Below are 12,255 nucleotides of genomic sequence, written 5' to 3'. Positions count from 1 at the left end.
GGCGGGCCCCCACCCCGTCGGGTCAGCTCTCCGCGGCGAGGAGCTGGTTGACCTTGTCCTCGGCCGTCTTGAGCAGCGCGTCGATGTTCGCGTTCGGGTTGGTGAGAACCCCGGACATCGCCGCGTCGAGCACCGCGTAGATCGCCTGCGCGTTGCGCGGCTCACCCTTGATCGGGATCGGGTTCGCCTCGAAGAGCGCGAAGTTGGCGGTGTCGACGTTCGCGTTCGCCTTGCGCAGCTCGAACTCCTGCTTCTGCGCCTCGCTGCCGTTGGCGAAGAGCAGCGGCTGCGGCAGACCCACCGGGTAGTTCTGCGGCTTGGCCCGGACGTAGTCGAACTGACCCTTGCCCGGCGTCAGCTTCTGGTAGGCGATCCACTTCAGACCGGCCTTTACCTGCTCGGGGGTGAGGCCCTTCTTGAAGAAGTAGCCCTCGCCACCGCCGAGCGTCCCCTTCGCCGGGCCGTCCTGGCCGGGCAGCGGACCCATCGCCCAGTCCTGGAACTTGCCCTGGAACTGGCTGACGATCGCCTGGGTGGTGTCCGGCGCGCCGATGAACATGCCGACCTTGCCGGCCGCGGCGTTGGTCAGCAGGTCACCCCACTGGAGCAGCTGACGGCTGCCCATGCTGTTGTCGCCGTACCGCATGTCCTTGAGGTTCTGCAGGACCTGCTTGCCCATCGGGTTGTTGAAGTCGGCCTTCTTGCCGTCCTCGGTCAGCACCCGGCCGCCCTGGGAGTAGAGCAGGGAGGTGAAGTGCCAGCCGCCGGTGTTCCCGGCGCTGTACTCCGCGTAGCCGGCGATGCCGCCGCCGAGCGCGGAGATCTTCTTGGCCGCCGCCCGGACCTCGGGCCACGTCTTGGGCGGGTTGTTCACGTCGAGCCCGGCCCGCTGGAAGAGGACCTTGTTGTAGACCAGGCCCATCGAGTAGTTCTTCACCGGGACGGCGTAGAGCTTGCCGCCGTCGGTGAAGACCTCCTTGAGCGCCGGGTCGACGCTGTCCCAGGTCGGGACCGAATCCTTGTTGGCGTACTCGGTGATGTCCATCGCCTGACCGGAGTCGAGCACCTGCTGGAGATCCGTCATGTAGCCGTAGAAGACGTCGGTGACGGTTCCGCCGGCCAGCCGGGCGGTGAAGTCCGGCGGGTTGTTGCACTGCTCGCCGACGCTCACGCTCTTGATGATGATGTCGGGGTTCTGCCGCTGGAACTCGACGACGTCGGCGTTCCAGTTCTGCAACAGCTCCTTCTGAGCGCCCACCGGCTGGCAGTCGACCGTGATGGTGACCTTGCCGCCTGCGTCGTTCGACGCGTCGTCGCTCTTCGTGGAGCAAGCCGTGAGGCTGACGCCCAGGCCGGCCACGAGCGCTAACGCCGCAGCCTTCCGGTACTGCGGTACGGACATCTGTCCATCCCTTCGGGAACGGGTGTCTCCATGACCTTCGCTGAGCTGCGGTGATCGCCACCGCGGCGATGCCCTGCTACTGATCTGCATCCGCCATACGACCCGACCCCGGTAGGTGCGTCGTGGGTCAGGTGTGAGTGGAGTCACTGTAACGAGATGGACTCATAGCGGCAAGGTATGGATTCCCCTTTGAAAGGACGCGACTTTGTAACGAGAGATCAAGACAGGATCTTGAAAGCAGACCGAAAAATAGAGATTCCACCCGCTTTGGGTGCCGGCTACGACGGGCCTACGGGCCGATCGACGGCGCTGCGAGCGGGCTCCCGATACCGCGCGATAACGGGCGTGGATGAGCATGAAACCGGGCCAGAACGAGACCGGCCGCCGACCGCGAGCAGCGGTCGGCGGCCGGAGCGCCTGGTCCTTCGTCTGGTCGTTCAGCGGCCCGGGGCCGGGGCGGTGGAGCCGCGTACCACCAGTTCGGGCTCGAAGAGCAGCTCGTCGTGCAGCACGCCGGCCCCCTCGATCTGGGTGACGAGCAGGTCCACCGCCGCCTGCCCCATCGTCTCGATCGGCTGCCGGACGGTGGTCAACGGCGGGTCGGTGCAGGTCATGAAGGCCGAGTCGTCGTAACCGACCACCGACACGTCGCCCGGCACCGAACGGCCCAACCGGCGCACCGCCCGGATCGCCCCGAGGGCCAGCACATCGCTGGCGCAGATGATCCCGGTCACGCCCCGGTCGACCAGCTTGCTCGCGGCCACCCGGGCGCCTTCCATCGAGAAGCTGGAGCGCTCGACCCACTCGGTCGGGTCGGCCCAGCCGGCGATCCGGGCCACCGCGGCGAGCTTGCGGCGGGACGGGACGTGCCCCTCGGGCCCGAGCACCATGCCGATCCGCTCGTGCCCGAGCGAGCGCAGGTGCCCGTACGCCTGCTCCACAGCGACGGCGTCGTCGGTGGAGACCCGGGGGAAGCCCAGCTCGTCCACGCCGGCGTTCACCAGCACCACGGGGAGCCCACGGTCGGTCAACCGGCGGTAGTGGTCGTGCGGCGCGTCGGTCAGCGCGTACGAGCCACCCGCGAAGATCACACCGGAGACCTGGTGGTCCAGCAGCATCTCGACGTAGTCCGATTCGGAGACACCACCGATGGTGCGGGCGCAGAGCGCCGGGGTGAACCCCCGCTGGGCCAGCGAGCCGGTGACCACCTCGGCGAGGGCCGGGAAGATCGGGTTCTGCAACTCGGGGAGGACCAGGCCGACCAGCCGGGCCCGCTCGCCCCGCAGCTTGGTCGGCCGTTCGTAGCCGAGCACGTCGAGGGCGGTGAGCACCGCGGTGCGGGTCGTCTCGGAGACGCCACCGCGCCCGTTGAGCACCCGGCTCACGGTGGCTTCACTGACGCCCGCCTTGCGGGCCACCTCGGTCAACCGTTTCGTCACGGCGCAATGCTATGTCAGCTCACTGCAAGAAATGAACAGCCCTTTGTCGCTGTGCGTCAGATCAGGGCAGTCAGCGCAGGTGACGGAGTGCGTCCTCGATCGCCCGGTGGAAGGTCGGGTACGCATAGATCATGTGCCGCAGCTGGCTGAGCGGCACCGCCGCGTGCACCGCCACCACCAGCCCGGAGAGCACCTCGCCGCCGGCCGGTCCGGCCGAGGTCGCCCCGATCAGCACGCCCTGGTCGGCGTCCGCGATCAGCTTGATGAAGCCCTCGTCGCCGACCTGGTGGATCCAGCCTCGCGTCGAGCTGCTCAACTTGCTGAAACCGACCTGGACGTTGATGCCCCGGGAGCGGGCCTGCTGCTCGGTGAGGCCGACCGCGCCGATCTCCGGGTCGGTGAACGTGACCCGGGGCAACGCCCGGTAGTCGGCCCGGGGAACCGTGCCCGCCGTTCCACTCGACCCACTGGCGCCGAGCGCGCTGGCCGAGCCCATCGCACCGCCGACCACGCTCGCCGTGCCGCTGGGGTCGGCACCGGGCCGGGTGTGCCGGGCACGGTCGAGCACGTCCGCGATCACGATCGCCGCCTGGTACATCGCGATGTGGGTGAAGGCGCCCTCGCCGGTCACGTCACCGACCGCCCAGATGCCGTCGGTGACCCGCATCCGGTCGTCGACCGGCAGGTAACGCTGGTCGGCGTCCACTCCCACGCTGTCCAGCCCCAGCTCGTCCAGGTGTGCCCGACGCCCGGTGACCACCAGCAGCCGTTCCGCGGTGAACTCGGCCCCACCGTGGGCCCGGAGGGTGAACCCCTCGCCGTCGTGGTCGACCCGCTCGGCCCGTACGCCGGTGTGGATCTCGACTCCGTCCGCGCGCAGAGCGGACGCGGCCACCTCCGACGACTCCGGCTCCTCGACCGCGAGCACCCGATCCAACGCTTCGACGATGGTGACCCGTACGCCGAACCGGGCGAAGACCTGCGACAGCTCCAACCCGATCGCCCCGCCGCCGAGCACGAGCAGCGAACCGGGCAGCTCCTCGGCCTCGATCGCGTGATGGTTCGTCCAGTACGGCGTGTCGGCGAGCCCCTCGACCGGGGGCACCGAGGGTCGGGTGCCGGTGCCGATCACGACGCCGTACCGGGCCTCGAAGAGCTGGTCGCCGACCCGGACGCGGCCGGGCCCGTCGAGCCGACCGCTGCCCCGCACGAACCGACCGCCCCGGCCGACGAACCGCTCCACCGCGGCCCGGTCGTCCCAGGTGTCGGTCGCCTCCTCGCGGATCCGCCGCGCCACCGGCGCCCAGTCCGGTCGCACCTCGGCGCTGCCGGCCAATCCGTCGATCCGGCGGGCCTCGGCGAGGGCGTTCGCCGCCCGGATCATCATCTTGCTCGGGATGCAGCCCCAGTAGGGGCACTCGCCACCGACCAGGTCCCGTTCGACGCCGACGACGCTCAGGCCGGACTCGGCCAGCCGGCCGGCCACCTCCTCGCCGCCGACGCCGAGCCCCACCACGATCACGTCAACCTGCTCCGGCTCCACCACCCGACCAGCATCCCCCAGCCCGACCGCCAAGACCGGGTTGATCATGAAGTTGTCGCCGATCGGCACGGCATGTCGCGGCGACAACTTCATGATCGACACTGACCGGGCCGGGTGGGCGGCCTACCGTGTGCGGGTGCACGACACACGCTTCGCCGCCGTCGACGACCGCTTCCGCAGCCTGCTCGCGGAGGGCCGGGAGACCGGTGCCGCCCTCACCGTCTGGTACGACGGCCGGCTCGTCGTCGACGTCACCGGCGGCGAGCGGTCGCCGGGTCGGCCGTGGCTGCCGGAGACGCTCGTCGGCGTCTACTCGGTCGGCAAGCCCCTGGCCGCGCTCTGCCTGCTCATGCTGGTCGACCGGGGCCGGCTCGACCTGGACGACCAGGTCGCCGACCACTGGCCCGGCTTCCGCACCCCGGCCAGCGTCCGGCAGGTGCTGACGCACACCGCGGGCCTGCCGGCCTTCCCGACTCCCCGGCCCGCCGAGGCGCTCGCCGACTGGGACCTGCTCTGCGCCGATCTGGCCGCCGCCGAACCCGAGTGGGCGCCGGGGTCCGTCGCGGGCGAGCACGCCTGGACGTACGGGCATCTGGTCGGTGAGCTGGTCCGGCGGGTGGACGGCCGGTCCGTGGCCCGTTTCCTGGCCGAGGAGATCGCCGACCCGTGGCGGCTCGACCTGGGCTTCGGTCTCGGCGCGGCCGACCAGCGGCGCTGCGCCGAGCTGCGGTACGCCGACCCGGCCTGGCCGGACCGGGTGGCGGGCGAACCGGGTTCGCTGCGCCGTCGGGCGGTGACCAATCCGGCGGGCGGGCTCGATCCGGCCGTGCTGAACAGCCCACTCTGGCGTGGCACCGAGGTGCCCGCGGTCAACCTGCACGCGACCGCGACCGGGCTGGCGCGGCTCTACGCCGGTCTGCTCTCCGGCGGCACGTGGGACGGGGTCCGCCTCCTCGGCCCCGACCTGGTCTCCGAGGCGACCCGGGTCCAGTACGACGGTGACGACCTCGTGCTCGGCCGGCGGACCCGGTGGACGCTGGGGATGCAGTGGGAGGAGGACGGCAGCTGGGGCATGGGCGGCCTCGGTGGCAGCTCCGCCTGGGCAGACCCCGGGCGCGGCTACGCCTTCGCGTACGTCACCTCGCACCTGGCCGACCACGACCGGGTGGACGACCTGGTCGACGTGCTGCACGACTGCCTCTGACCACGCGCCCGGCCCGGCGGCGAAACCGACTCAGGACACGGTCGGCCGGGGCAGCGGGCGTCCGGGCGTCGTGTCCCGGGGTACGGGCGGCCCGGGCAGGACCACCGGCGTACCGGCCGGCGCGAGCAGGGACCGGGCCGCGACGGCGAGCCGGCGCCGCCGGGGCACCACGGCCCGCCGGGCGAAGACGTCGTAGTCCTGCGCGGCGACCTCGTCGAGGATCCCGCCGTAGAGGGCGTACGCTGTGCGCATGCAGGCCTGCGAGGCCGGCGCGAGCATGGTGATCCCGGGTGCCGCCGCGGCGTAGTGCGCCTGCGCCCGGGTCACCTCGAAGGCGACGAGCGCGCGGATCGCCGGCGTGGCCCGCCCTCGCGACCGGGCCTCGGCCAGCTCGTTCCGGGTCACCCCGAACCGGTCCAGGTCCTCGTCGGGCAGGTAGGTCCGCCCCCGGTCCAGGTCCTCGGCGACGTCCCGGATGAAGTTGGTGAGCTGGAAGGCGAAGCCGAGCTGCCGGGCCGGCTCCCGGGCCGCGACCGGGTCGGCGCTGCCCAGGATCGGCAGCATCATCGTGCCGATGGCCGCCGCCGAGCCCTCCATGTAGTCGAGCAGGTGCTGATAGCTGGGGTACGAGCCGACGGTCAGGTCCATCGCCATGCTCTTGAGGAACGAGGCGAAGTCGTTCCGGTCGAGGTCGAACACGGCGATGGTGTGCAGCACGGCCGGGAGCAGCGGGTCGTCGACCTGTTCGCCGTGCAGGCCGGCGAGGAACCGGCCCGCCCAGTCGTCGAGCCGGCCGGCCCGCTCGGCCGTGGGAAGGCCGTCGGTCCGGTCGACGATCTCGTCCGCGTAGCGGGTGAAGCCGTAGAGGGCGTGCACGTGTCGGCGTTTCCACGCGGGGAGCAGCCGAGTGGCGAGATAGTAGGTGCGGCCGTGGCGTCTGTGCAGCTCACGACATCTGTCGTAGGCGGCGGCGAGTTCCGTGTCCACCGGCTCTCCTCCATTATCGACGCACTAATCGACGCAACTCGTTACTCTAGGGTACGCTCAGCCGCATGGCCAAGGATGCGGACAGGACGGACACCACCCTCGAACGGGGCACACCCGCAGCGGCCACCGTCACCGCCGGTCGGCGGGCATGATGGGCGCTCTCGCGCGAGGAGGTGGCGGCATGCGGACGGTGGACGGCCGTACGGATCGGGTGGTGGTCGTCGGCGCCGGCCTCGGTGGCCTGGCCTGCGCGCTGCACCTGGCCGGGAGCGGCCGACAGGTGACCCTGCTCGAACGTGAACCGGTGCCCGGCGGCCGGGCCGGCCGGCTCGCCGCCGAGGGCTACGAGTTCGACACCGGCCCCACCGTCTTCACCATGCCCGAGCTGGTCGCCGAGGCACTCGGCGCGGTCGGCGAGGAGCTGGACGACTGGCTGGACCTGACCCCACTCGATCCGGCCTACCGGGCGCACTACCCGGACGGCTCGACGCTCGATGTCATCACCGACACCACCCGGATGGCGGCCGAGATCGCCCGGGTCTGCGGTCCCCGCGAGGCCGACGGCTACCTGCGCTTCGTCGACTACGCCCGACGCCTCTGGCGGCTGGAACGGGCCGACTTCATCGAACGCAACCTGGACAGCCCGGCCGACCTGCTCACCGGCAACCTGCTGCGGCTGCTGGCCGCCGGCGCCTTCCGCCGCCTGCACACCAAGATCGGGCAGTTCTTCCGCGACCCACGTACCCAGCGCATCTTCTCCTTCCAGGCCATGTACGCCGGCCTCGCCCCGCACGACGCCCTGGCCATTTACACGGTCATCGCGTACCTGGACTCGGTGGCCGGGGTCTGGTTCCCGCGCGGCGGCATGCACAGCGTCTCCCGGGCCATGGCGGGTGCTGCCGAGAAGCACGGCGTGCAGCTCCGGTACGGCACCACGGTGACCCGGGTGGAGACGGCGCACGGTCGAGCCACCGGGGTGGTGACCAGCGACGGCGAGCTGATCCCGGCCGACGTCGTGGTGCTCAATCCGGACCTGCCGGTCGCCTACCGCGACCTGCTGCCACCGGGGCCCCGACGCCGGCTCACCCACTCCCCCTCCTGCGTCGTGTTGCACGTCGGCTCGACCCAGGGATATGGAAGGATCGCCCATCACAACATTCACTTCGGACGATCCTGGAGGGGAACCTTCGATGAGGTCATCCGCCGGGGTCGCCTGATGTCCGACCCGTCCCTGCTGGTCACCAACCCGAGCCGGACCGACCCCTCGGTCGCGCCCCCGGGCCGGCACAGCTACTACGTGCTCGCGCCGGTGCCGAACCTCGACCGGGCCCGGCTCGACTGGCGGGGCGGCCTCGCCCGCCGCTACGCCGACCAGCTCATCGGCACCCTGGAGGAGCGCGGCTACGTCGGCTTCGGCTCGGGCGTCGAGGTGCTGCGCACGGTGACCCCGGCCGATTGGGCCGAGCAGGGCATGGCCGCCGGCACCCCGTTCGCGGCGGCGCACAGCTTCTTCCAGACCGGGCCGTTCCGCCCCACCAACCTGCACCGGACGCTCCCCAACGTGGTCTTCGTCGGCTCGGGCACCCAACCCGGCGTCGGTGTGCCGATGGTGCTGATCTCCGGCAAGCTCGCCGCCGGCCGGATCACCGGAGGTGTCCAATGACCGCAGGGAGGTGCCGGCATGAGCGACCGCAGTGAGCGAATCATCAGGCACAGCGCCTTGAGCCTCATGACGGCGCCGACCGCAGGGAGGTGCCGGCATGAGCAAGCGTGAGGCTCACCTCGTCGAACTGGTCGACGAGGCCGGACAGGCCAGTGGCGAGATGACCGTGGCGGCCGCCCACCAGCCGCCGGGCCGGCTGCACCGGGCCTTCTCCGTCATGCTGGTGTCGCCGGACGGTCAGGTGCTGCTCCAGCGCCGCGCCGCCGTCAAGACCCGCTTCCCCCTGCGCTGGGCCAACTCGTGCTGCGGTCACCCCTTGCCCGGCGAGTCGCTGAGCGAGGCGGCGAACCGCCGGCTCCACGAGGAGCTGGGCGCCGGCCCGGTCGAACTGACCGAGGTCGGCGTCTACCTGTACCAGGCGGAGGACCCGGCGACCGGCCGGGTCGAGTTCGAGTACGACCACGTCCTTCGGGGCGAGTTCCTTCCCGGTGCGGCGCTGGCGCCCGACCCCGCCGAGGTCGCCGAGCTGCGCTGGGTGGAGCCGGCCGCGCTGGAGGTCGACATCGCCGCCGACTCGCGGCCGTACGCCCCCTGGCTCGGCGGTGTCGTGAGCCGGCTGCTGCGGCCCACCGGGCCGGGCGCCTCCGTGACCCCGCCGGCCGGTGCCGCAGGTCCGCCGGTCGACCCGGACGCCGCCCCGGTCGGGTCGGGCGGACCGAGCGATGAGGCGCCGGAGCGGTCGGGTGGCCGTTGAGGCGCTGAGCGCGGGGGCGGTGGCCCGCAGGCTCGGGGTCGCGGTGACGACGCTGCGTACCTGGCACCAGCGGTACGGACTCGGGCCCAGCCAGCACACGCCGGGTCAGCACCGCCGTTACACGGCCACCGATCTGGCCCGGCTCGAGGTCATGCGACGCCTCACCGCCGACGGGGTCAGTCCCGCCGAGGCGGCTCGCTGGGCCCGGCAGGGCCCCGGGTCGGTGCGCGTCGAGCAGGCTGGGCGAGCCCGGCCCGCCCCGGCCCGCGACGGTGGTGGTCAGACCATCCCGGTGGGTCGCGCCGGACCGGCCGCCCGGGGGCTGGCCCGCGCCGCCATGCGGCTGGACTCGGTCGCGGCCGGCGACACGATCGCCCGCTCCCTGGCCGACCACGGCGTGGTCCACACCTGGGAGCGGCTGCTCCGGCCGGTGCTCGCCGGGGTCGGCGAACGGCACGCCGCCACGTCCGCCCTGGTCGACGTGGAGCATGTGCTGTCCCGCTGCGTCTCCGAGGCGTTCGCCACCGTCACCCGCGCCGCACCGCCGGCCGGGCCCCAACGGGTCCTGCTCGCCTGCGCCGACGAGGAGCAGCACACGCTGCCGCTGGAGGCCCTCGCCGCCGCGCTCGCCGAGGCCCGGGTGGGCTACCGGATGCTCGGGGCCCGCGTTCCGCTGCCGGCGCTGCTGGAGGCGGTCGACCGGACGGGGCCGGCCGCGGTGGTTCTCTGGTCACACACCTCGGCCACCGCCGATCCGGCCCAGCTCGGGGCGGTACTCGCCGCCCCGCACCGGCCCCTGCTGGTACTCGCCGCCGGCCCGGGCTGGTCGGCCGAGGCGCTGCCGGCCGGGGTGATGAGCCCCACCCGGCTCTCCGAGGCGATCGCCCTGCTCGTGGCGGTGCAGGAGGCGCTGGAGCAGCCGACCGCGGGCTGACCCGCGAGATGTCGCCCGCGACGGACGTGAACTAGCGTCGGGTGGTCCGCGTACCCCGACCCCTTGCGGGAGCGAACAGATGAAAGCCCGAGCTGTGCTCGCGTACGCCCTGGGCCTGGTGCTACTTCTCGGCGGCTGCGCCGAGCCCGGCGGCCGCACCGCCGCCGACGGCCCCACCCCGAGCACCTCGACCACGCCGCCGCCAGCGCCGAGCCCGAAGCCGTCCGCGTCTCCGAAGCCGACCCGGACCAGCCCGACCAAGCGACCGCTGCGCCCCAAACCGACGACCATGCCGGCCGGCCTGCGCCGCATCACGGGCGTACGTCAGGTCGCGCTGACCTTCGACGACGGACCCAGCCCGGCGTGGACGCCGAAGATCCTCGATCGGCTGCGAGCGGCCCGGGTGACCGCCACGTTCTGCCTGGTGGGGATCGAGGCGAAGCGGCACCCCGAGTTGGTCCGCCGGATCGTGCGGGAGGGGCACCAGCTCTGCAATCACAGCTGGCGGCACGACGTCGACCTCGGCCGGCGGCCGGTGGCGGAGATCCGGGCGGACCTGGAGCGGACGAACAAGGCGATCCGAGCGGCAGTACCGAACGCCAAAATCAGCTTCTACCGCCAGCCCGGCGGGGTGTGGACCCCCGAGGCCGTCGCGGTGGCCAAGCAGCTCGGCATGAGCGCGCTGCACTGGAACGTCGATCCGCAGGACTGGCGTAGACCGCCGGCCAAGACGATCAGCAAGCGGGTGCTGGGCGCCGTCCGCCCCGGCTCCATCGTGCTGCTGCACGACGGGGGTGGGGACCGGGCCGCCACCATCGCCGCGAGCTCCGGGGTGATCGGCGAGCTGAAGCGCCGCTACGGCGTGACTCGGCTGAGTTAAGTGCTCTGACCTGCGCTTTCTCGGGCCGTCACGGATAGACCCATACCGGTTTGGTCGAGCGCCCGGGCATCACGTATGCTTTCCAAGCCTCCGGCGGGGCCGGATGGGAGCAAGTCCGCTTGACCTTGCGAATGTGCAATGATGGCGGGGCCGCCCTCATCGTCTAGCGGCCCAGGACGCCGCCCTTTCAAGGCGGTAGCACGGGTTCGAATCCCGTTGGGGGCACTGCCGGCGCAAGCCGGTGCAACAGAGCTAGGTCCTGTGGAGCAGTTGGAGTGCTCGCCGCCCTGTCAAGGCGGAGGTCGCGGGTTCAAGTCCCGTCAGGACCGCAGCGCTGACGCCGCGCGAGAGATGCGCGGCGTTCTGCGTATCGGACCAGGGTGCCCTTCCGGCGGTTCAGCCGTCCTCCGGGTAGCATGGTTCGAGCGATCCGGCCAGGTAGCTCAGTTGGTACGAGCGTCCGACTGAAAATCGGAAGGTCGGCGGTTCGACCCCGCCCCTGGCCACATAGCCTTTCGCCGGGCTACAGAGATCCCCACCAGCGGAGACGCGGTGGGGATCTTGCTATCTGCGGCCCTGCTGCCTCGGTCGCCGTTGCCCGTGGTTGACCGCTCTTGGCCGCTCATTGCCGCCGCCTATCGCACGTAGGTCGCACGCCGCTTCCCCGCCTGCCAAGATGATCAAATTCGGTTTCGGTCCATCTCGTGACCTCTGCCGTCGCTACTCTCTGCTTGTGAACGACATCCGGGTGTCAAGCCGTGACCGAGAAGCGGTCGTGGTCCGGCTCGGCGTCGCTTTGAGCGAAGGGCGGTTGATCCTCGCGGAGTTCGAGGACCGGTCAGCGCGTGCCTACGCCGCGATGACCTACGGCGAACTAGACGTCCTGGTGGCCGACCTGCCGACGCTGACGCGCGATCAAGCAGGCACGACACGCAAGCAAGCAGCCATGGCGCGCGATGACGGAGGCATGGCACTGTCGTTCTTGGCGCTCGCCGCAGGTGTGCTCTGGGTACCGTTGTGGCAATACAGTCCCCTTTTACTTCCGGGAGCCGCTGGCGTCGTGTTCGGCCTCTTCGGCTTACGCGCAGATACGCCACTTCTCTACCGTGCGCTTGCGACCTTGGGGGTTCTCGGTGGGTCACTATGCGTCGCACTGCAAGTCGCTTTCGTCGCCTACAACATCCTTGACTGAACGGCGCTACGCCCCAATCTGCTGCCATCCCGTCTGCCGCCGACCCACACTCCGTGGAGCGGGCCAGGGCCAGGGTGACAAGGTGGAGCGCCCTACCGGACGTACGACCTTGGCGCCCTGGCCCTGGTCTGCTCGGCTTGCCTGGGTCGGTGGCGGACGGGATGGCAGCTCCCCAACCACCCACCCACCGGAACTGTTCGGCAACTCCATCTCGGAGTCGTCTGGCCCCCGCCGGAGGCAGCTCTAACCCCGCACCC

The 12,255-nt window shown here is 71.4% G+C and carries 10 protein-coding genes and 3 tRNA genes; 9 read left to right on the top strand and 4 right to left on the bottom strand.

All coding sequences use genetic code 11. The annotated features are described in order from the left end of the window. Positions 1-22: 22 nt before the first annotated feature. From E1211_RS24625 to E1211_RS24615, 3 genes are all read right to left on the bottom strand, one after another. The gene (locus E1211_RS24625) at positions 23-1,402 is read right to left on the bottom strand and encodes an ABC transporter substrate-binding protein (RefSeq protein WP_132351370.1); all 1,380 of its coding nucleotides are present in this window, start codon (positions 1,400-1,402) and stop codon (positions 23-25) included. A 437-nt stretch (positions 1,403-1,839) separates the two neighbouring features. After that, entirely contained in the window at positions 1,840-2,841 is a 1,002-nt protein-coding gene (locus E1211_RS24620; protein WP_132351369.1) for a LacI family DNA-binding transcriptional regulator, read from the bottom strand. 70 nt (positions 2,842-2,911) lie between these two features. Then, on the bottom strand, positions 2,912-4,384 hold the full coding sequence (locus tag E1211_RS24615) for an NAD(P)/FAD-dependent oxidoreductase (RefSeq protein WP_132351371.1): 1,473 nt from the start codon (positions 4,382-4,384) through the stop codon (positions 2,912-2,914). Positions 4,385-4,520: 136 nt separating this feature from the next. Here E1211_RS24615 and E1211_RS24610 point away from each other — a divergent pair, with 136 nt between their 5' ends. Further along, positions 4,521-5,588, top strand: coding sequence for a serine hydrolase (locus E1211_RS24610; protein WP_243709685.1), 1,068 nt, complete (start codon positions 4,521-4,523; stop codon positions 5,586-5,588). 30 nt (positions 5,589-5,618) lie between these two features. Here the strand turns inward: E1211_RS24610 and E1211_RS24605 are convergent, their stop codons facing one another. Beyond that, the gene (locus E1211_RS24605) at positions 5,619-6,575 is read right to left on the bottom strand and encodes a phytoene/squalene synthase family protein (RefSeq protein WP_132351367.1); all 957 of its coding nucleotides are present in this window, start codon (positions 6,573-6,575) and stop codon (positions 5,619-5,621) included. Between the two features lie 181 nt (positions 6,576-6,756). Between E1211_RS24605 and crtI the strand changes: the two genes are divergently transcribed. The 8 genes from crtI (at position 6,757) to E1211_RS33540 (ending at position 11,998) form a co-directional block, all read left to right on the top strand. After that, complete coding sequence (gene crtI, locus E1211_RS24600; protein ID WP_132351366.1) at positions 6,757-8,238, top strand: phytoene desaturase family protein; 1,482 nt, start codon at positions 6,757-6,759, stop codon at positions 8,236-8,238. A 97-nt stretch (positions 8,239-8,335) separates the two neighbouring features. Beyond that, the gene (gene idi, locus E1211_RS24595) at positions 8,336-8,992 is read left to right on the top strand and encodes an isopentenyl-diphosphate Delta-isomerase (protein WP_132351365.1); all 657 of its coding nucleotides are present in this window, start codon (positions 8,336-8,338) and stop codon (positions 8,990-8,992) included. After that, positions 8,982-9,926 (top strand): MerR family transcriptional regulator, encoded by a 945-nt coding sequence (locus tag E1211_RS24590; protein ID WP_132351364.1) that lies wholly within the window; start codon positions 8,982-8,984, stop codon positions 9,924-9,926. Before idi ends, E1211_RS24590 begins: the two co-directional genes overlap by 11 nt. A 79-nt stretch (positions 9,927-10,005) precedes the next feature. Then, entirely contained in the window at positions 10,006-10,806 is an 801-nt protein-coding gene (locus tag E1211_RS24585; protein WP_132351363.1) for a polysaccharide deacetylase family protein, read from the top strand. A 152-nt stretch (positions 10,807-10,958) separates the two neighbouring features. Next, a tRNA-Glu gene (locus E1211_RS24580) sits at positions 10,959-11,031 on the top strand. A 30-nt stretch (positions 11,032-11,061) separates the two neighbouring features. Continuing rightward, positions 11,062-11,135 (top strand) — tRNA-Asp (locus tag E1211_RS24575). Between the two features lie 103 nt (positions 11,136-11,238). Then, a tRNA-Phe gene (locus E1211_RS24570) sits at positions 11,239-11,312 on the top strand. Between the two features lie 227 nt (positions 11,313-11,539). After that, a complete protein-coding gene (locus E1211_RS33540; RefSeq protein ID WP_243709684.1) occupies positions 11,540-11,998 on the top strand; it encodes a DUF1707 domain-containing protein in 459 nt (152 codons plus the stop codon). The last annotated feature ends 257 nt before the right edge of the window (positions 11,999-12,255 follow it).

Source organism: Micromonospora sp. 15K316, assembly GCF_004348525.1.
Taxonomy (GTDB): domain Bacteria; phylum Actinomycetota; class Actinomycetes; order Mycobacteriales; family Micromonosporaceae; genus Micromonospora.
Note: the sequence above shows the minus strand (reverse complement) of the source record. Positions and strands in the feature narration are given on the sequence as shown.